Annotated in this window: 20 protein-coding genes; 8 read left to right on the top strand and 12 right to left on the bottom strand. The window is 36.8% G+C overall.

Annotated features, from left to right (window positions below):
* Positions 1-174 precede the first annotated feature (174 nt).
* From AC0UA9_RS06970 to AC0UA9_RS06935, 8 genes are all read left to right on the top strand, one after another.
* Entirely contained in the window at positions 175-417 is a 243-nt protein-coding gene (locus tag AC0UA9_RS06970; protein WP_475658827.1) for a hypothetical protein, read from the top strand.
* Positions 418-456: 39 nt separating this feature from the next.
* Positions 457-717: a DUF5676 family membrane protein gene (locus tag AC0UA9_RS06965; RefSeq protein WP_085282010.1), complete on the top strand. Its 261-nt coding sequence runs from the start codon at positions 457-459 to the stop codon at positions 715-717.
* Positions 718-949: 232 nt separating this feature from the next.
* A complete protein-coding gene (gene fliE, locus AC0UA9_RS06960) occupies positions 950-1,258 on the top strand; it encodes a flagellar hook-basal body complex protein FliE (RefSeq protein WP_158088296.1) in 309 nt (102 codons plus the stop codon).
* A gap of 137 nt (positions 1,259-1,395) precedes the next feature.
* Entirely contained in the window at positions 1,396-1,983 is a 588-nt protein-coding gene (locus tag AC0UA9_RS06955; RefSeq protein WP_475658824.1) for a recombinase family protein, read from the top strand.
* Entirely contained in the window at positions 1,980-2,558 is a 579-nt protein-coding gene (gene kwaA, locus AC0UA9_RS06950; protein WP_138628177.1) for an anti-phage protein KwaA, read from the top strand. Before AC0UA9_RS06955 ends, kwaA begins: the two co-directional genes overlap by 4 nt.
* On the top strand, positions 2,558-3,523 hold the full coding sequence (gene kwaB, locus AC0UA9_RS06945) for an anti-phage protein KwaB (RefSeq protein ID WP_475658820.1): 966 nt from the start codon (positions 2,558-2,560) through the stop codon (positions 3,521-3,523). Before kwaA ends, kwaB begins: the two co-directional genes overlap by 1 nt.
* A 72-nt stretch (positions 3,524-3,595) precedes the next feature.
* A complete protein-coding gene (locus AC0UA9_RS06940) occupies positions 3,596-4,489 on the top strand; it encodes a HamA C-terminal domain-containing protein (protein ID WP_475658818.1) in 894 nt (297 codons plus the stop codon).
* Positions 4,486-6,990, top strand: coding sequence for a DEAD/DEAH box helicase (locus AC0UA9_RS06935; protein WP_475658815.1), 2,505 nt, complete (start codon positions 4,486-4,488; stop codon positions 6,988-6,990). Before AC0UA9_RS06940 ends, AC0UA9_RS06935 begins: the two co-directional genes overlap by 4 nt.
* A 79-nt stretch (positions 6,991-7,069) precedes the next feature.
* Here AC0UA9_RS06935 and AC0UA9_RS06930 read toward each other — a convergent pair whose 3' ends face one another.
* From AC0UA9_RS06930 to AC0UA9_RS06875, 12 genes are all read right to left on the bottom strand, one after another.
* Positions 7,070-7,936 carry a hypothetical protein gene (locus tag AC0UA9_RS06930; RefSeq protein ID WP_138628173.1) on the bottom strand — a complete coding sequence of 289 codons (867 nt, stop codon included), beginning with the start codon at positions 7,934-7,936 and terminating at the stop codon, positions 7,070-7,072.
* A gap of 443 nt (positions 7,937-8,379) precedes the next feature.
* Positions 8,380-9,132, bottom strand: a complete 753-nt coding sequence (locus AC0UA9_RS06925) for a phosphoribosyltransferase family protein (RefSeq protein WP_138628172.1) — start codon at positions 9,130-9,132, stop codon at positions 8,380-8,382.
* A 65-nt stretch (positions 9,133-9,197) separates the two neighbouring features.
* Positions 9,198-9,422, bottom strand: a complete 225-nt coding sequence (locus AC0UA9_RS06920; protein WP_138628171.1) for a GDCCVxC domain-containing (seleno)protein — start codon at positions 9,420-9,422, stop codon at positions 9,198-9,200.
* Positions 9,410-9,799 carry an organomercurial transporter MerC gene (gene merC / locus AC0UA9_RS06915; RefSeq protein WP_475658812.1) on the bottom strand — a complete coding sequence of 130 codons (390 nt, stop codon included), beginning with the start codon at positions 9,797-9,799 and terminating at the stop codon, positions 9,410-9,412. Before merC ends, AC0UA9_RS06920 begins: the two co-directional genes overlap by 13 nt.
* 60 nt (positions 9,800-9,859) lie before the next feature.
* Positions 9,860-10,237 carry a MerR family transcriptional regulator gene (locus tag AC0UA9_RS06910; RefSeq protein ID WP_475658810.1) on the bottom strand — a complete coding sequence of 126 codons (378 nt, stop codon included), beginning with the start codon at positions 10,235-10,237 and terminating at the stop codon, positions 9,860-9,862.
* A 134-nt stretch (positions 10,238-10,371) separates the two neighbouring features.
* Positions 10,372-10,551 carry a hypothetical protein gene (locus AC0UA9_RS06905; RefSeq protein ID WP_473618219.1) on the bottom strand — a complete coding sequence of 60 codons (180 nt, stop codon included), beginning with the start codon at positions 10,549-10,551 and terminating at the stop codon, positions 10,372-10,374.
* Between the two features lie 453 nt (positions 10,552-11,004).
* Positions 11,005-12,354 carry a hypothetical protein gene (locus AC0UA9_RS06900; protein WP_475658807.1) on the bottom strand — a complete coding sequence of 450 codons (1,350 nt, stop codon included), beginning with the start codon at positions 12,352-12,354 and terminating at the stop codon, positions 11,005-11,007.
* On the bottom strand, positions 12,347-14,578 hold the full coding sequence (locus AC0UA9_RS06895; protein WP_475658804.1) for an AAA family ATPase: 2,232 nt from the start codon (positions 14,576-14,578) through the stop codon (positions 12,347-12,349). The genes AC0UA9_RS06900 and AC0UA9_RS06895 overlap by 8 nt, the downstream gene beginning before the upstream one ends.
* Positions 14,569-15,021: a hypothetical protein gene (locus AC0UA9_RS06890; protein WP_475658801.1), complete on the bottom strand. Its 453-nt coding sequence runs from the start codon at positions 15,019-15,021 to the stop codon at positions 14,569-14,571. The genes AC0UA9_RS06895 and AC0UA9_RS06890 overlap by 10 nt, the downstream gene beginning before the upstream one ends.
* A 3-nt stretch (positions 15,022-15,024) precedes the next feature.
* Positions 15,025-15,729: a hypothetical protein gene (locus AC0UA9_RS06885; protein ID WP_475658797.1), complete on the bottom strand. Its 705-nt coding sequence runs from the start codon at positions 15,727-15,729 to the stop codon at positions 15,025-15,027.
* Entirely contained in the window at positions 15,722-18,091 is a 2,370-nt protein-coding gene (locus tag AC0UA9_RS06880) for a hypothetical protein (RefSeq protein WP_475658793.1), read from the bottom strand. The genes AC0UA9_RS06885 and AC0UA9_RS06880 overlap by 8 nt, the downstream gene beginning before the upstream one ends.
* Positions 18,081-21,353 carry a hypothetical protein gene (locus tag AC0UA9_RS06875; RefSeq protein ID WP_475658790.1) on the bottom strand — a complete coding sequence of 1,091 codons (3,273 nt, stop codon included), beginning with the start codon at positions 21,351-21,353 and terminating at the stop codon, positions 18,081-18,083. Before AC0UA9_RS06875 ends, AC0UA9_RS06880 begins: the two co-directional genes overlap by 11 nt.
* Positions 21,354-21,386 lie beyond the last annotated feature (33 nt).

The following is a 21,386-nucleotide window of genomic DNA, read 5'->3' as shown; positions in this document are numbered from 1 at the left end:
GCTGCTCAATTAAACGTTGCCAATCTTCTAGTGTTCTTCTTAGCTTCATAATACCTCCTGAAAAATCAGAGGGTATAATTAAACGAATCAAAATGATCTGCTAGGTGTGGTTACTCGGACGCTTACGGTTGTTCCAATACTGCGTTTTATCACAAAAATATGATGAGGGGTCAAGTGGTTGAGCAGTCTACTGATCGAACTCTGATTTGTATTGGTGCCAAACATGGCGCGGAGGTTGGACAAAAATACAGTGTTATTAGATTCCATGAGGAAATAGCGCCGGGTGAAGGTGATGATCCGTATACCATAGAAAAAGTGGGAACTGTTCAAATTACTAAAATTGTGAATGATCACTTCGCTACGGTAAAACTACTATCAGGTGATATTGCAGCGAAAGATATGGTGGAGCTTGAATAGTAATTAAGTGGTGGCGCAAGCCACCACTGGAGAATAACGATGAAACTTAATGAGAAAGCTTTTGCGTTGGCTTGTGCAGCCGCTTTTGGCATTGTTTGGTTGGTTTGTTCAATGGTGGTAATGATGCTGCCTGATATGATGTCTAGTATGACGGGCAACATGTTGCATACTGACTGGAAAATTCTGGGCTGGCAGATGTCCTTTATAGGAGTATTTATTGGTGGATTTTTTTGGGTGTTATTTGCAGGTGTAACAGGGGGAATTGTAGCAAAGATTTACAATAACCTGAATTCGAAATAGCAGTCGCATTTAGATTGGTGGAAATAATTAAATTAACAACAACGAACCCATTTAATCAATCATTAATTGAATGACGCTAAGCAAGAATGAAAAACTTTTTTCAGTTTTAAATATGAAGTCTAAGGTGTGTCTTAAACACACCTTAGTTATTGAATTATAAGGTAAAGTTATTTTCTTTGGCACTCAATTTGCAGTCTTAGTGAGAGACAATTAATTGACGAAGAGTATGTTTATGCTTCATATCGAAAACACTTTAATTAGCCAGCTCCAAAACTCATCTGTTTATAAATCGAGCTTAGAGGAACAAAAAACTAATAATAATGAGTTCTCTAAACTACTTATTAAAGCGATTGACAATGTAAATGAATTGCATCAAAAAGCAGGTAAAGCGACAAAAGAATTCGAGTTAGGGACAACAGACATTAGTTTAGCAGAGGTTATGATTGCAAGATCAAAAGCAGGAGTTGCTACTGAAGCCACTATACAAGTTAGAAATAAAGCAATAGAAGGGTACAAAGAAATTATGAATATGGCTCTATAAACTTTTAGTATGTTAGAGTAAACAACTAGAATTTATGATAGAAAGTCATCGTTTTATTTCGTTCATGTACGAAATTGTTAAATGGACTTTCGTTCATGTAATTGTTATGGTGTACGAAAGGTATAGGTTTCGTACATATGAAAGTTGGTTTTGCACGAGTTTCGACTCAAGAACAAGATTTACAAGTTCAACTGTCCAAGTTGGACAGTTATGGTTGTGAGAAAGTATTTCAAGGGAAGCAAAGTGGTGCTTCGATTAAAAATGATGAGAAGTTAAAAGATCTCATAGATTTTATACGAGAAGGCGATGAAGTAATTGTTACTCGCCTTGATCGGCTTGGCCGATCATTAAAGACTATTCTCGAAGCTATTGAAAGTATCCATAAAAAAGGAGCGTGTTTAAATATCATCGACGGCTCTCTTAACACTGGTAATGATAATCCATTCTCGACGGCGATGATCAACCTATGTGGAGTCTTCGCTCAGCTTGAGCGGGATTTAATAAAAGCCAGAACAGCAGAAGGTCGTGAAGAGGCTAAGGCTAAAGGCAAACATATGGGGAGAATGCCTGCTTTGTCTGATAAACAAGCGAAGGAATTATATAAAGATAAACTAAATGGTGACTCTATTTCGGCACTTGCACGAAAATATGGAGTTGGTAGACCAACTGTCCATCGAACACTAGAGCGTGTGGCGAAAAGTGCAACTAAAAGGGAAGGGAAATGATTAGGCGGAAATTTGGATTATATGTTATTTCTCTTTGGTTGTTATTTTTACTAGTAATAATTATTACGGTGAATATACCGATGTGTTGGGGCGATGATTGTCATTTTATTGGTTTTTCTAACTTTAATTCGGCCATAGTTGTCCCTGCGATATGTTTTTTATGCTTGATTTGGGGCATTTATGAACTCAAAAGGTTTGAGTTTGCTATTAAAGGATCTACCAATCTTCCATTTAAATTGGTTAAAGTTGAAAGCATTAATTACGAACATCTAACGTTTTTGGCGACGTACATAATCCCTTTAGTTACCTTTGATTTTGAAAGCACTAGATATTTGATTGTTCTAGGCTTGTTATTGATTTTTATGGGGATAATATACATAAAAACGGATTTGTTTTATGCCAACCCGTCACTAGCATTATTGGGCTTTCACATATACAAGGCGGATGGCAACTTTAAAAATAATGAGTCAAGGCAAAACATAATAATCATAACTCGATGTAAATTGAAAAATTTAGATCGAGTTTCATACATTAAATTAGATGAAAGAATTTACTACGGAGCGATAGTTAAATAATGAACAAGGAAGAGTTGAATACCAAACTACAATACTTCTCGGATAATATTGAACAAATCGGCACTACTGTATATGTACTTTTGAAAGGAGAAAATAATCCCAAAAAACTTGATATAAGGGCTGAAGATCTCCCTAGTATTAGATCCATGTTTGTTGGAAGTCTTGTAGATACCATCATTAATGATGAAGAACTTAGCGTTGTACCGTTGTCTACTTCAGATGAAAGAAAAAATGTTATTTATGAATATGATATAGATACTCCAGAAACATTGAATAGCTTACAGGCGGTATTGGAATCAGATGAGCAGGAAACTTTTGATCTTGAGCATGATGAAATTAGCTCTGTAGCAGCTATTATTATTGAATTGGGCGATGAAAGACAACAAGTTGTATTATATAAAACGATGGCTCAGGTTAATATTTATGGTCGCTCTAGCTTCTTTCTAAAAAAATCGCCTCATCGGTTTGAAGAGCTAAAAGAAGAGTTTTTCCGGCTAAGTCCTAACTTTCAATTTATTAGAGTTGATGGTTCTTTATTGGTAATCGATCTAAAAACTTTGGAAAAGTCATTTGGTTTCCAAGAAGTTATTCAAAAAGAGGCAATGCTAGGTGTTGAAGCTGTTGAGGCTATAGAAATATTGGAGAACCCAGAAACGTTACACGAATTAATTGAGGATGTAACAACAGCTAGAAAATTAACAAAGATTGCAAAGGATTCTCCTGTGTTAAAAGCGGGTATTGAAAATCAACGTATTGTTGCATTTTGTAAGGTATTTCCATCATTGAAAGGAAAAATTAGGTTTAATGCTGCCGACGACAAAATACAATTGGATACTAAGGTGTCAAAGACTTTATTTATTAAGTTATTAATGGATGATTTCTTAACTTCTGAATTAACCAGTTTCCACTATACTAGCCTTGCAAAAGATGAAGCTGATGAGCATGTTGATGAAAATATTGATTAGAATACCTAGATCATAGTTATTGGCAACTTTGATACGAGTAAGTTTACATTAAAGGGAAGAATAAAAAATAATATGGAAACACGTCTGGAACCACAGCTACGAAATAATGAAGAAATAAAAGCTATTTTAAGAAAAGTTGATGTTACCTATCAATTAGCTGATAAGAGAAATGTCGAAACTTTGTTGGTTTATTTGCCTAATTTTAATACTACTAATTCACTTACTCAATTCTTCTCAGTAATTAAAAACGGAATAATGGCTAATTTTGTTTTTAAGTGTTCTGAGATAGAAAAGAAACTTGGCATTAAGAAAGACGGTGCCGCCGATAGACTATTTGAAAAGGCAATTCGAAAATTAAGTCAACATACCGCTAAAGGGGAGCTGGGAGAGCTAATACTATTTACATTAATGGATGTTTATTTAGAAGCCCCAAAATTACTTAGCAAAATATCAACTAAAACCTCTCGAAGAGTTCCTGTATTTGGTGCTGATGGCGTACATGGGCAATTTTATGATGGACAGTTTAAGTTATTCTTAGGGGAATCTAAGCTGTACAAGGATTTTAAATCTGCCGCAAGTGACGCTACTAAATCAATTAAATCAGCAAAGGACAAGTATCAAGATGAATTTGATTTGATAGATAGCTTCATGGACTTTCCAAATTTAAATGCAGAATTGGAAGAGCATCTATTAGACGTTTTGAACCCGGTATCTAACTCCGACATAGATGATGTTTTGCATAACTCCTGTTTTATTGGGTTTGCTAAACCAGAGTTACGCGAGTGCACTCAAGGTGAATTCCATCAAAAGTATATTGATCTTGCTGGTGAATATATAGCTGACTTTTACAAGAAGCTGGAAAACCAAGAATTGGCAGTTAATAAAACTGTACTAATGATATTGCCGTTTGAATGCGTAGATGATCTTGTGGCGCAATTTATTAATTATATGGATATTAAAAAATGAGTGAATTCGCAAAAAAGCTCTCAACAAGAGCTATAGCTAGCGAAAATTACAAATGTGCTAGTAACGAACTTTTTCGCTCATACATATACAAAATGGTTGGTGACAAAGCAGAATTAGATAGATCACATGTAATGCAATTGGCATCGGTTGCTCAATACCTATACAAGGTAAATGACAGCAAATTTCGCAAAGAAGGTGCAGTATTGCTTTCAATGCTTATAGACGTATGTGGTGATTCGTACCCAGAGATTATTGGAATTGCTAATAGAGTATTTTCCAGCGCTGGTGACTTTCCAAATATAAAGCTTATTGAAAATAATTACCCTGAACTAAACTTTCGATATAGCTTTTATTCTGAGGCTGAAATGGAGTTCAGACAGGAACTCAATACTGTAGAAGAGCTTAGTTTTCCTCTCACAGATTTTCAAAGAACATTATGGGAAAACCTGACTTCAGATGAAGATGTAATAACAGTTGCACCTACGTCAGCCGGGAAAACGCACATAATATTGAGCTATTTAACTCGCAGAATGATTGAATCAGATGGAGCTTTCGCAGCGGTAATAGTTCCAACTAGAGCGCTAATTTCAGAAGTTGCTAGTAAGCTATATGAAATAGCAAAAGAGCAAAACTATGAAGAGGAAATAGAAATTTGTACTGTTCCTCAAGATAAAGGCTACGCAGATAAAACGTTTTTCGTGATGACTCAAGAACGGTTGTTTGATGCGTTACAAGCCGGGGATTTGTCTTTTAACTACTTATTTATCGATGAAGCTCATAATATTACTGATGAAAGCAGAGGTGTACTGTTGCACTTAACAATTGATAAATTGTTGGAAGATAGTTTTCCTCAAGTAATTGTAAGTATGCCCTCTGCTAGCTATCAAGACTCTTTTTCTACGGTTTTCGAAGACGTTGAATTTAAAAAAGAAATTACGTCCTTTTCACCCGTTGCCAAAATATTAATGGAAGTTAAGCCCGTAGGGAGAAATTTAGTCATTAAGAGGCTAAATACAGCCGATAATATAAGCATACCTAAAGGGTTCAAGAAAAAACACTTATCAGACATTGCTTTAAAACTTGGTAAAGGCCACAGTAATATTATCTATAGAAATCAAACCGATCATTGTGAAGATATTGCACAGAACATTGCTAATAAAATAGTTAGTTTTGAGACGACTGATGAGCTTGAAGAAGCCGCTGACTATGTAGAAGAGTTTATCCACAATCGTTTTACATTGGCTAGCAACCTACGTAAAGGTGTTGCCTTTCATTATGGTCCATTGCCTAGCTCTTTAAGAGTTATGATCGAAAACCTAGTTAAAGAAGATCAGATAAAGTTTGTTGCATGTACGAGTACATTGGCTGAAGGAGTTAATCTACCTGCGAAGAATTTATTTTTATATAAACCAATGCAGTCAAAGGGAATGGGAGCACCAGAAAGACTTGATGACGTGAAAATCAACAATATTACAGGTCGAGCGGGTAGAATGCTTGAACACTTCGCAGGCAACATATTTATTGTTGAGCCGGATGAGTGGCAGGTAAAAGATTACTTTGATGACAAGGAAGGCGATGAAGAAAAAATTCCGACATATTTTAAGGCTTTAAATGAGGAGCTTTTTAGCGTATTTCAGGCTCTAAGTGGAGCATATGCACATGATGAAGAGAATCAATATAAATTCTACACTATAGCAAATAAACTGATTAAAGAAGTTGCTGAAGGTAAGTTAAATAAAACACTTGATGCACCAGAGTTAGAGCTAAGCACAGAAGAACTAGATGCCTTAGAAAATGCTGTAAAAGATGCTCATCGTAGTTTAAAAGTTGCACCTTTTACACTTGAAGCAAGTCCAACGATTGGTTACATACAGCAAAATAAATTGTTTAATTTTTTAAATAATGTTGATGATTTGAACGAATGGACGCTACCGCATCCAAAATCAAAGGATCTGTATGGTGTGTTGGTAAAGGTTTGTGGGAAATTAGAAGAGCTTGGTGTATACACACCCACTGGCGAATATTTTATGTCATATATGTGTGTCATTGCCGCTAAATGGGTTCAAGGTGATAGTTTAAAAGAAATTATCAATGAACAAATTGAATGGATGGAAAAGCGTAAAAAGAAAAAAGACGATGAGATAAACCCCAACAAAGCTGTGAGGGATGTCATTAAAGTTATCAATAATGATATTCGATTCAGAATGGCAAATGCGTTGCGCTGTTATCAAGTGTTACTATCAAATGTTATTGCTCTAAAACAATTAGAAATATCAAGCATCAAATTACATACTTATTTGGAAATTGGTGCGAGTGATGACAGGATGATTGAGTTGATTAACATCGGCCTTTCTCGTGAAGCGGCTAAGGAAATTAATGAAAAGCTCACAGACAATATAGATGTTGGTTCTTTACATAAACTTTTAGAATTATTGAATACCGACGCGTTGGCCGATGTGCACCCAATTACTAGAAAAGAAATATTAGCAATGTCTAAATAAAGAACTCGATTTTGGTTTTCGCGTTTTTTATTGACTTACACTTTGTAATATACAAATTCTAAGTCAATAAAATTATCAATCAGTCTAGTGATTTAAAGTTGGCTAATGCGTCCTCAAGTATCTCTAGGGCAACTTTTTCGTCAATATATTTATGACGTGTTGTGATCTCTGTTTTATAGTTAATGAACGCGTTGCCGAAGTCTAAATGAACAACTGAACCATCTTCATTTTTACCCTTAACTTTAAGAAGGGTACAATCGTCATGATTTGACAAATAATTAACAATTTCAATGACATTTTCTTTAGATAAACCAGTATCTTCTTTTTCATCAATAGCAAAATCTAGTGCTAGTTGCATATTACTTTCTAAATATGGAGCACTACTTAGATCCCTAATTAGTTGAGGTGCATTTTCAGCTACATCTGATAGTGAAGTTGTCCCTATCTTAAAATGTAAGCTACTGTAGTCATCGATTTCAGTTAACCGAGAAAACTCTTTCTCTTTCGGAATTAGTTCTAACTTAACTTTAGTAGATCTATTGTTGCAGAACTGTTCAAGTAGAGAAGTTCCTACACTTTTCAAACTAACACTTGGTCCAGAAGTAAAGCCAATAACAACTTTTAATTTTGGAATAATTGAAAAGAAATATGGATCACCAATTATGCCTTGATTTATTGCAATTGAAGAAATTTTTCCATCGCTTGTGGCTTTGGTTTGCCATGTATTTCTTTCACGAACAACCGTTACAGGAAATACATCTGAATCAGATTGACGGATAAAATTGGAGGCTTTTAGCAAGTGTTTTTTGTTTCGAATATTAATTATTCGAGTTTGATTGTCATTATTTTGATTCGCTTGATAATTTGAAACAAACTCAGAAAAAAAAGAGTTCTCAGCTTCAATGGAGAAAAACCTGACAGTAATGCTCTTTTTTAGTTTGTTCATAATAATCCGTTATGTAATCAAGAATATTTTTGTGTTTTTAATGATTGTAGGATAACTTCTCACATTTATAAGAAAAAGTCCATAATAACTGTTTTAATGTACAGTGGTTGTGTTGGGTGATAGTTGAATCTATGGATTTCTTTTTAAATTGTTCAAGAAAAAATAGATCGTTCTTGAACATCGCTAACGGCGAAGAAGAATGTAATATATTTAGATTATTAATCTCCAGAAAGAACAAAGGAGAGCAAAGGCTCTCCTAAAGTTACTAATACGACAACAATAAGTTGAAGGGTTAGCCGCTGCCTAACCTGCCAAATACTCGTCCTTTACGAACCGACCTTCAGCAAGGTGCCTACGCGGGTCTCGTCTGGATTTTAAGAGCGGGGAGACTCAAGCACACTCTGTATTTACAATTATGATGTTAATTGGCGTATTCGTCAAGATCATTTAGCAGATGAGCTGATTAGACTCGCACCATGCACTACTGCGTGTGGGTAACAGGATTTTACCAGATCATGTGCTGTTTTCAATGTAGTACCAGTGGCAAGAAGATCATCTACTAATAGAATTCGTTGAGGCTCGTTATTAACCACTGTAGTGTTATTCAAGCATAACGGAGGAAATTCACTTCTGTATGGAACGGGAATTCCTTTTAAAGAAAAATCGCCTTGAAATCCTTTCTCGGTCAATTGCTTTCTCAGCCTATGTGATAATGTTTTATGCTCTTCCACGCTGATATCAGCTCTATCTAATAGTGCAAGAGCTTCTTCAATAGTCAACTTACGTAAAAAGTCGGATGAGTGATGCGCAGTAAAAATATTTGCTAAACGCTTGCCAATAAGGCGGCTAATATTGTGTGAAGAGGGCATCGAGATAATCAGGTCATAGCCATTAGGCTCTTCAGCTTGAAAACTGTTAACAATAACACTATAGCTTTCTCTGAGTAGTTTAATGCTGGTAATATCAGTAGTAAGGTTATCTTTGCCTTTTAATGCGTAGATTATTGGACAGTTATCACCGGGGATCTTACGGTGCTTTCTTCTTGATTTAGCCGAAGCTAATAATCTCTTAAACAAAGAATAAATTGTTAGGCCGCCTATCTCTTCTTTGGTTGGATTTCCTTGAGGTCTGGTTTTCAACCACTCTTTATTATCGTGATCAACTTTAACGACATTTCCTTGTACTATAAGCCCCAATTGTCACCTCAAATAGATGTAATTATTGTACTCAGTCTATCTATTTATTGGCTAATATGGAATCTTCACAATTCGTTTTTTGAACAACAGGTCGTCCCTTTTTGAATAGGAGGGCATTTAACTGTTCCGTAAGAGCAATAAACGCAACAATCACCTTTTAACGGTTTAAGCAGTGCTTTACAGCTTTCGCATTCGTAATACCACTGACAAGCGTTTGTTGGCATGGTTTCCACCTTGCTAAATCCACATTCGGGGCAAGTGATTTTAGATTCTAGTTCTATACCTTGCATACTGGTTCCTTAATGGGCTTAACAATATCTAAAATAGACATTACGACCATCCAAATGATCCCAAAGTAAAATAAGTAAGTGCTCCAGTCGTATTGCCATAAAGGATACAGGGTCAGCAATACTGCAATTGGGCCAATGACACTTAAAACGCCTCTCAATGAATCTCGATGTTGATACCAATTATAGAAATTAAATAACAACGCTAGTGAAGCAAATAATGGCAATAAGGTGTTCACCGCTATCCCTTCAAAATGTGAAAGAAAACCTAACCCAAGAGCGGATGCCAATGAGCCGAGTGCCGGAAAACATGCTGTGCAGCTAAGGGCGGCTAGCCAAACGCCACCAGAACCTACTTTATCTAGAATTTTATTGATCATAACTATCTACCTCAATTTTTAAGGTAGTATAAACTCCGTACATAAGTACGGGGTCAATAGCTATTTAAGTGAATTTATAATGGGGCAGGTTTTTGGGTCTTGATTGGCCTTGCAAGAATCTGTCATATCTTGAATCACTTTCTCTAATCGCTGTAAATCATCGATCTTATCTCGTATGAGTTGCAGCTTTTGCAACCCCATCGACTCTATATCTGCGCAATTTCCGCTGAGTGACATCAGTGATTCAATTTCTTTCAGCGTAAACCCTAATGCTTTAGCTTTCAGAATAAATTTGAGTTGATTGACAAGGGCATCGCCATACATTCGGTAACCAGATTCTGGTTTTAAAGGCTGCTCTATCAGACCTTGACGCTCATAAAAACGGATTGTTTCAACGCTAATGTTAAGCTCTTTAGCAAGTTTACCTATGGTTTTCATAAACAGGCTCTTCAATTAATAAGTGTCATTATACCAATATTCAAAATTGACCTTAATGTTGAAGAAATAATTCTCTCAATTATTATTGGTCACGGTTTTGTAATTGCTCACCGAGTCGATTGATATTCAGTGTACTAACATTCTTCATCAGTTAGGTGAGCAGCACGTAATAGGCTTCTTATGTCATCTGTGTCAATGTTCTCATCCACTAATGCTTGTTGCAGAAGTACACTAACTTCAGGAGATGGAGACAAGTTTTCGAGCTTCATATTTGCTAAAGCTTGTTTGAGCGTGTGTGGATTTTTTATTTTCACTGATTATAGTCTTAAGCTTGCGTATTCAAAGTAACACCAAAACTAGAATTGAGATCTACTATAGATTTAGTTTGCCGCCAAGTAGTAACCTTTCAACGGTTACTATTTTGTACTCCTTTGAAAAGTAACCTCTCAAAGGTTACTTTTTCAAAAACTCAATCGTAAGCACCACTTCTTAGCATTTGCTGAACGGGAGAGTCTATGACCCTCATTCTATACTATAATTACTCAGGGCGAACTATAGAGGTTTACGATGAATAGGAAACTTGAATTCAAGTACCCAAAACTTAGTGACGTTCTCGACTCATTAGAATCCGACACTACAAGCTTTGACTATATCGTTTCGAAAGATAACGAGTCTGATGACGATAAAATATATACATTTGAAACTCATCCTTTTTATTCGCAGGTTGGTGATCTAGGAGATCTTGAGATCCCCGATTCAGATATTTACTAATTAATATCGCCGTCTTTTAGTTGGTTTTGTAGCTTTTGAATTTCTAATAACAGTGCCTGATTCTCTGCATCTTTTTGCTCTGCGCTTTCTATCGCTTTTTGCCTTTCTAACTCAAGGCGAGTTTTATCTGATTCTAGTTCACTAATTTTTAATGACTTCTTAAAAGATTCAGTTTGTTGCATCGTTCTTTTACGACTCGAAATATAGTCTTCTAGAGAGCCGGAGCTACGATGGGTCATCTCTTTTTCCATCTGAAGTGCAATTGCGGTTTCATTAGCACTAAAGCCTAGCTCTATTGCAGCGTCCAAATGCTTATCAAGGCTATCGCCTGAAAATTTATGACGTAATGAGTATATCGATTTACCTTTAGGCCAGCCAAGTTCTGTGGTGATTTCACTGAAGAGCTTGCTGATATTTTCCGCCGTTAATGGTTTAAAGTTGTTGGGGTCTATGAACAAATGACCATCGTAGTTGCCAGTATCAATGTTGGTGAGAAACTCTTCCAAATCATTCTCAACGAAATTCCTGACAGCGAGCACTGTTGAGAATCTAAAGCTCACTGGCATAGTATTTCCTTGCTTAGCCAGCTTTGGAACAATTGATAAACTATCTTGCTTGTTGAGGAAGAACTCTTTTTCGATGATTTCTTTAGAAAATTGAAGTCTACGATAGCTACTAACTGAAATCGGGCGGCTACCCGTTTCATTCATGATCTGTGCAATTAAGAGTAGTGACGCTCGCTCATAGCCCTGATATTCATTAACTATGTAATTATTTAGTTCTTCTAGCTCATACTCACTTGCATCTTTTCTGTTTCGGCTTCTCGTATCACAATCTCTAAATAATTCTGGATAAAGTGAATTATTATTTGGCTTTTCATTTCTAGATACGGCGATTTCTTTCAATAATAATGATGATGTTATTTGATATGAAAACTTATTGGCAGGATCAAAACCAAGAATATTTGGGTGATATGTACCTTGCTTTTGTACCCAATGATAAAAGTTATAGATTGGCATCAAAAAATCACTGTTGACCGTTTGCTTGGCAACGTTTTCATTACCTCTGTAGCGAGAATCTGCTTTTGTTGCTTTTAAACAGAATGCCCTAAACTCCCTCATCCGTGAGTCGTTCATTTCAAGCCAGCTTATTTTATGTTTGCCAGAGTTTAAGAATTTAAATAATCGTCTGATAGCCTTTCGATAAGTGCGCTTGGTCTTAGGATCTCTATCAAGATTGATTAGAAAGTCAGTAGGCCCCCAAAGGACCTCTCCGTTGATATCTTGGTAAACATAGTGGTCTTGACGATCATAGCGTATCTTTGTTTCAGTAATACCGTTACTCATCTGAAACCTCCAATTTAAGCGGAACGCCACAATGTCTCTTAGCGCTAAACTCTGAGGCATCAACCGCATTGACTAATTGACTCCTATTGCCGATAAATAACATCGACTCTCTAGATGCGTTTATACATGTGTAAAGCCATGATTTATCAATCAAATAGAAATTATCCAAAATAACAAAAGAATGATTAAATTGATTACCCTGAACCTTCTGAGCCGTAATTACATAACAAAGTGCAATACTTTCAATATCATCCAATGACAAATCGATACAATCACCGCCAATGTCTATCTTCATCCAACACTCACGTCCATATGCAACGACAGGCTTTTCGTAAACTTCTACAATGTCTGCTAATGTGCCAACTGGTACATCGACAAATTTATTAGGTTTGGCAAAAATAATTGGCTCCCCCGCGTAGAAAATAGATTCTCCAATTTCTAGCTTTGCTACTTTTTTCCGATCAAAACGAACCCGTTGAATTTGGGAATTTATGCCATCGCACAATTGAGGACTAGAGCAAATGATCTTAGGTACATCACTTAGCATTGAAGTCAATTCAAACCAAATATTGGTCGCAACGGTACTAAGCATCTCGTGAGATTTATCTTCAGTATGGTAAATACTTAGGCTTTGTTCTTCTGACACGTCAAATGCAGGAATAGCATCAAATACTGATGATGCAGCACCACCAATTAAAGAGCTATACAGCCGTTGGATATCAGACTGGGACTCGGCACCTTTCACTTCAATTAACTCTGTTAGGACTTCATCTTTTAATTCAACAGCCTGTTTGAAAAACGATCCCGGACCTATAGGAGGTAATTTAAATTTGTCACCAATAAAGCAAATGTGAACGTTAAGAGGAATAACCTTTAAAAGTTTATACAGCGTTAACATATCAACTGAATTTGAATTTTCTATCAGGATAAGTGCCTCAGACAATGCGCCTTTTAGGTTTCGCTTTTTTGCCTGTGAAATGAAGCGATTAATAGATTCTCCCTTTAAATTAGGCAGTATATTATCTTCATTACGAACAACTGAATTAACTTTCCAAACGTTAATACCATTATTAAGGCATACATCAATGATGATCTGGGATAGCAAAGACTTTCCTGTTCCAGCTTCCCCGACAATAAAAGAAACAGGCTGATTAAAGGCATTACCTAATGCCTGTAACTGGAGAGGATTTAGCTCAATATTATTGTTTTCTAGTACTGATAACGTTTCGCCAAACGCCAATGAACTCCTATCAAATAGCTGCTTTATCTTAGATAAACGCCTGTGAAATAATGCATTTATTGCCTTCTCAATCGCCTGATGACCTAAAATTTGTATAGTGTTATTTTGTTTGTTGAAACAAAGCGTCTGAAAAGCACAGTCTTCAACTTCATCAAGTTCTAGCTCAATTCCCGCTTCAATCAGCTTAGCTTTGACTTCATCAGCAGGTAATGCCATATCACCGTTATTGCTTAGTGCTGAATAGAGTAGTGATTCAATAAATGAAATCGCTCTACGCTTATCGTTCAAATTGATATCAAAATTAACTCTTAATTTTTTGTCTAGTGATTTCCATGTCCGCTTTGCAGCATTTACAGAGGTTATAGGATAGAGCAGATATGGATTCTTTTTTATCAGGCTACTTGCGTCATGTCCTAATAGCTGACGAGTCGCTTCAACATACTCAACTGGTAAATCGTGTCGTTCAAAAAATAGATTTAATTCAGTTTCACCAACAGCTTTAGCCCAACCATCACAAAGATTTTGGGCCATAACTGGTGAGATTTTTAGCTTTTTACAGTTAGATAACTTTTTAGCTGAGTAACTTTGTAAAACTGCTAATAAATCTTCACCAAAAGCGAGCTTAAGTTTCTTCGCCCAATAGCTATTTATCCCGACGAAATGGGCGTTGTAGATAAGAAAATCACAAAGAACATCTGTTGTAATTTCTGCGCTGGGGTGCTGCTTTGAAGCCTCATTAACAACAAACTGTGAGCCATACTCTTTATCAAAGAAATAATCACCAGTCGCCCTCCAGATTTCTCCTGTTTGTGGGATTGAGGTGATTGCACCGAATTCAGCCTTCACGATTATTTTTTCACGTGCAACCTTTAATAAAAAAATAGATGAAATACCACGTTTATCTTGTGTATGGTGCCGAACTAAAGTGACTACGCCTGTTAATTGCTTAACATCTTCGTGAAACGATATATTGCTTATTTGCATGACACGTCACCATCATCCAAGTAAAGTTTTGGAATATACCGACCTGTTGCCAACAAAAACTCTTCTGAAGCCAGATCTAATTGAATAGAGTTAAGCTGTGTCTCTAATGCCTTAACTTTCAATTCAAGCTCACTATTTGAAACCGTATTTTCTAGATTTTCTTTTACTGAATTTTCTTCTTCAACATCATTAGACAGCTCAATCTCAAGCCCTTTTTGTTTTCGAACTAGCTTCTCTATTGGACCATCAGGATCAAATAATTTTTGTAGATCTTCATTCGTATCTAGGGTTGATTTAGGCACATTATGCATCTTGAAAATTTGAGTCTTGTTAACCCGACCTTGATACAAAGGGATAATAGGCGAAGTATTTACCCAATCAGCTATCTTTTTAGCATTCTGTTTACCGATATCCTGAGAAGATTTTCTGCGCTTATTCACCATGATTTACTTCCCCGGAAAATCAATAATAGAGGTGCTCTCGTCAGCATTTTCGTAGCCGATACCATGTTCGTCTAAAAGCTTTTTCAGCTTTGCATTTTCGATGCTGAGCTGCTTGCTCTTTAGCTCAGATTGCTTAAGTTGTTTCTTCTTCAGATCAAGCTGGGATTTTATAGACAAACGTACACTTTCAATCTGGTTTTCTAACGTGCAGTTCTCTTCTTCCAAGTATTTGTTAGTCACTCTAAGTTCAATTAATTCGTTTGCTAGCCCTTGGTGATTAACTTTAGATACTTTAAGCTCTTCCTCTAGCTCTTGCAGGGCGTTCTTTTCTTTAGTGTTGGCTTGCAGCTTGGCCTTAAACTTCAGTCTTTCCCAAATGTTTAGTTTATTTTTATCGCCATAAATTCTTAGCTTTAAGCTCGTAGGTATTGCATCCAGAGACTTTGCAGATGTTGTATATGTCGGAATATCATATTGCTTAACAACATCCTTACTATTTTGTTTACCGTTCCACTTTCTAAGTCCTGTAGGGCTGGTAGGGAAGAATTCAAGGACATATTTTCCTTTGTCATCAACCTGTTTGTTACCATTAACTAATACAAAGGGGATTCCCTCGCTTGCCCACTTTTCAAGTATTTCCACTTTTCTTTCAATGCGCTCAAAAGCTTCTTTTTGTTGGGGATCTTGGGTTTGTTTTGTCTTAGCCATTAGGTTGCTCCGCTTGGAAAATACTCTTACTTCTTTTCATTGTGCGTTCATGGCTTTCAATTAAAATCTCTAAATTAGCGCTTTGTTCCTTAGCTCGCATACGTTCAACAGGGAGCGTCAAATAATCAGCTTGGACTGCCTTTAGCGCGATTAAGTCTTCTTTCATAATATTAAGCTGGGTTCGTTTTACTTCTTGGTATGCACAGCCTTTACACACAGATGGTTCACAAGGTGCCTTATGCTTTTTAGCTTCTCCCTCTTTTTTATGGCAAGTAGCATGTGGTTTAGGTTTGTGTTTGTGGCCTCTAGCATCCAGCACTTGAGCCATTTCATTACTTTTTTCTTCGTCAGGTAATTCGCTAAAGCCTTTACCGTACTTGTCTTTGGTATAGTTGTTGAATCTGACACTCTTTTGTAAAACTCGGTAAACCTTTTTCAAATAAGAAGTATATTTACCTGCCATTTCTTCGGTGCCCATAAGTAGAGCCAGAATATCTTTTGCCGTTGTTTCAACACCTACTTCAGCAATTATTTTATCTAGTGCTTTGTTTTCTTCTTTAATCGCAATGGTAGATTCAGCTCTCTCATTTCGAGTCAGCTTGGTTTTATGATGAAGTTGCTCATGCGTTTCTCTAGCGGCAGGCTCCGTCACATACACAGTTGTTTCATCGGGATCAACATGTCCTAGCTGGTGACATAATGCTAGTAAGTCTGCGTTTTTGTACTGATAATGGTAAATAACGGCATAGATACGTCTGAATGGGTGGCTTTTCATATCCACTTCTGCATCACCTAGCATCATTTTTAAGAAGGCGTTGCCAGTGATCTTTGAATCTTTTCCCTTATTAAAATGATATTTATAGTGTTTGAAGTTATCTTGTTCATCAATTCTAAAGGTTGGCACATTAAACAAGCCGTCAACATCAACAGCCCCCCATGCTTTTTTCAATTTAATTAAGCATTGAATTGCTTTGGTACTACCGTTATTAGTTGTGTACCAGCGGCGCTCACCATTTTTCTCGTTATAAAAGCAGGCTTGATACCAATTGAACTTTTTATCTTTGCAACGGAAGAACTCTTCTGTAATACCGATGAGAGGGTGCTGGATTTCTGCTTGTCTTCTTGCGTTGTAAGTTTGCAATATGACATAACATGCGGTCATCAATAACGTGATTACCTCGGTTACAGAGAACGCCTCTGATTCTTTATCTGAAGCAGTTAAACTCGATTTATGGATTTCAATGCCAAGCAGCTTTTCAAGCTCTTTAACTTTTTTTGAGCTAACTAAAAATTCTGGAAATCTACCTTCAGTCAGTGTTCGATGGCGAAGCCCTTCATCAAGGTATTGATTTTTTAAGTTGGTAATTTCATTTACTAATGAAATTATTTTGGATGAATATTCGTATACCCAAAGGTGTGAACCGCCCAATAGATCAACAACATGTTCTAAATCCAAGTTTTTTGTGCGACCAGCTACTTTACCTAGCTTTTTAGAAAGCTGGTTAGGGTTAGGAAAAGGAATAAACTGCATCCGATCTTCGTTATCTAGTTTTGCAAACCTATTCCAAGTACCAAACCAGTTATTCAAAGATTTAACGGCTGGTTGAGAAGGTGAAGATGCGCCTTTGGATGCTAAACGAGCACCGACTTTAACTCCCTTTGATTTTAGGTGTTCTGTTACTCTTTGGTAAACACTAGTTGGAACTTGATTTTCAAGACTAACCGCACCGATACATTGGGCAATTTTAGGTACTCTTATACTCGTTACTTTAGAGTTTTCGGTATTACCGTCTTTGATTAAAAATGGCTCTAGTTCGTCATTCTCGATTAACAAATCGACAAATGAATTAACTCGGTCATGCAAGGCCAGCGTTGCTGGAATACCACCTTCTTTGAGCGTTACTTTCATCTTATCGATTTGCTTTTGATTTACTCCATTTAGTACGAGATGACCATGTAAGCACATATATTCAATGAATTGCGCTGCAACGTTAACTTGCGACATTACCCCTGTTTTTACAAATGTCGGCGTATGTTTAGCTCTGTTTGCATAGATATCGATGATTTCAACAAGTGCCTTGGCATAGTCAGGGTAAACCAAAATAGGCACTGGGTGCTGCCACCCAGCAGCACCGGGAACCCATATATCACGCAGATCTACAGAGCCTTTTTGCAATACCGTTTCATTGGCTTTCGCGCCAGTGATCTTTGCATGATAATGTAAAACAGTACCTTCAATAGCGAGCTTTTCATCCGTAACTTGCAACAGTTTTGCATTTTCTAAAAGTAGATCGTCATGCTCTTCCAGTATGTCTTCTGGCTTAATATCTTCTAAGAATTGGTACTTAAGATTACTGTTCATTTTCTAATCTCCCTTTAGCGTCTTTGAACATTAGAGGATTGGATAGCTCTACATACTTCACTAAACCAAACGTAAATCGCATGTCTGGTGCAATATATTCATCAAAATATTCTCTACCATGCTTTGCCAATAGCACTTCGCCACGTGCTATGTAATAAGCCTGATGTCGGAGGGTTCGTACAAATTCATCAACCCCTAGTTCAACGCGATTGAACTCGCAACCTTCTCCTGAATGGCATTTTCGACCTTTACATATACTGTCCTGTTTAGACTTATCAACAGCAGCGAAGATGTCTGTGCATGATGAGCCGTCCGCTAAAATGAACCAATCTGGCAATTCTTCTTTATGATCCGCTGGTGCTACGATCAAATCCTCGTCAATGTTGCTACGATCTAAGCCGTATTTCTCTATAGATGCTTCTTTATGTCTAAACTGAACGGTTGTCTCAAATTTTCGCTGAAAATCTGCATTGTTGGCTTCATATTCAATCACGGCGATAGGGTGCGTTAGATAAGCAGAAGTTACTCTACTGGTTGCATGATTCCGCTCTCGTTGTGAATTAACCAAGCTACCGTCGATACCTTTTCTAAGATTCATTTGATGTTTGGCTAATAACTCCATCCGAAAATATGGAAGGGTGTAGTGATCGCGTAGCCTGTCGATAACATTTGCCGAAAGGAAATTTAGCTTTGTCGAACCCGGAGTATCCCAAATACTTTCTGGGTGAAAGCCCATTCGTACCATGTTGTCATGATGTTGGATAAGGAAGCTGATCACCTCATGAATTTCTTTTTCATGTGGCTCAATGGTAACAGGCGTAGTCTCTTTACCTACTTTTTCTTTGAAACCAGCAAGTACAAAAGGCCCTTCTGGTATTTGCTCTGGCAAATTTGCACGAGTCAACGTAGCTATTACATCTTTATTCCAAGTGGTTCTGATAACTAATCTGATAAAGCACACAAGAAGAATGTTTTTTGGTAAAAATATGCCTGACCAAAAGAAGTCTCTCATGCCAGTTCCAGTATTAGGAAACCAGTGTTTTACATAAGTTGGGATTAATTCAGATTTTTGAGAGCAGTAGGTTGTGCTTGCTGCTCCAATGGATAGTTGATGCCGAAGGTAAGCTCCCATCACAACTTCACGTGTAAACTCTTTTCTAAAGGCACTCGCTTGTGACTTTAGGATTAACCGACCTTCGTCAACTTGATTATCTTTAACTAAAGCAAGAACTTCTTCTGGGATATCTTTGATGTGAACCCCATTTTCGTCTTTTTCCGTGTAAGTGTTAAAAGTAGATACAAGCTGTTTATAGCATTCAACTTCTTTCTTACACGCATTTAGTATCTGGTTAATTGGCTTTTCAAAGTACTCTTGTACATTTTTTCTTAACTCTGATAGCGATTGTTGTTGATTTTGAATAGGGCTGGGTAAAACATCACCATTCTCATCAACAGGCTCAATGAGCTTTTGAGCATTCATTTCATCAGAAGCACTAAACCGAGAATTAAAACCACAGTTTTTTATATCAATCAGGCCATTGATTTTACCCGCGTGATTACTTAAGAATGTACGTAGACCTTGGCTTCTAGGTGCCTTTAATTGTATATCTTGCTCATCGATGATGTCTTCTAGCTGAGCAAAACCCAACCTGAAATCTCGCTGCTCTAGGTCAGATAAAGGGCTGACAAGGATATGCTTTATTTGTGCTGACTCTAATGATGTATCTATGACATAGCCCAAAGTTCTCTCTATGTCAGATAATGAGGTAGCAGGAATTGGCGTAGTGGTTGTGTGAATTTGTAGGTTGTTCAATGCTGTAACCAGAACGCTATTTGGCTTTAACAATGGTGCTAATTTAGTAAGGTTAAACTTTACGGTGACATCATTCTTTTTACCGTTAGCTTTGGAATAACCTTGAAAAGCCATAGTGTTAATTTTTTCTTTTGGATTAATAGTTGAATCAATCTCAAAATCTTTTAGCAACCTCCCGTTTTGAGTTGGACTATCGCATAGGTTCAGAAAGTCACGAAGGAGTTGCAGCTTTTCTTGCTTCTTATTTGGGAAGTGTTCGGTGATTAATAACTCTAGAGCGATTAAGCCCTTGGAAACATTATAAGTAATCAAGTCTTCGGGCTTTTTAGCAAATAGTAATCTCGCATCACTATATTCTCCTTGCTGAAGCAGCATCAAGATTTCTATTAGGTCAGTTACGCTGTCTGTATCGACAGCGCTGGTTTCTGATATTTTTTCGAACTGATTAAAACAATTCTCGCCTACACTTTCCAATGGCAGAATGGATGGTAGTTGGAATGAATCAACAATATGCTCATAGTTTTCACATTGAATTATGAACCGTGGTTTAAATTTTAACTGACCTGAGCTATTGAAATTGGTTTTGAAGAGGTCTTTCGCTTTATTTAGATCAGGAGCAGTTAGTCCATGATCAAAGAGCTTCTGTCTAAACAGTGTACTTAGCTGATTTAACTTTCTATTTGGCAAAGCCTTATATAAGTTTTTCTCAAAATCGATTAGCGCATCGATAATTGTATTTAGCGTTAATTGGTTTAATGGGCTGTTGAGTAGTATTTTTATCTGAGAATTTTCAGGCCACTTGTCAATTTCGCGTAGCACATTTTTAAAGCCTGCGATGACGGAGTATTCAAATGGCTGTTCTTTTGAAGCGTTTTCTAAATTGATCAGAAGATCGTGTAAAATCGAGTCTTTAACAAATAGATTTGGCAAAGTATCGGGATCAATAACGGTAAACTTGGTGCCATTTTTTAAATTAATGGCAAAAAGGTCGATGTTTGGATTTTTCTTAAAGTCTACATTTGTTGATAATAGTGTTTCATATGTTAATTCTGTCGCATTAAATCCATTTTCTATGGGGGCACTGAATGAATTGAAAAAGTTTCTGACTGCGGTGCTGTAGCTTTTGGCCCTGCTCAAAGGAAAGCTGTTTACTAATGCTAGCTCAACTGACTTGTAACCTTGGATAAGATCTGTGATGGTTATAGTCTCTGGTTTACTCACTAATAAATGGATTAATGCTTGGTGCTCTTCTTCGTCAGTATTTATCACTTGCAGTAGCTTTGATATCGCTAATCGTAAATTGTAATGCGCTAGAGAAGAGCTTTTTTCGTTTTCATCATCCCATTTTGATCTGATTAAACAATGTTGTAAAAAGCTGCTTTTTGGGGCTAAGCTTTGGAAAATTGTATTGCCGATGTTGAGGATGCTTTTATTTTTATAGTTTTTCATAGGGCTGATTTAGGTATACCTTAAAATTCGTAT

Source organism: Colwellia sp. F1, assembly GCF_056238625.1.
This window is presented reverse-complemented; position numbering and strand designations above follow the sequence as displayed.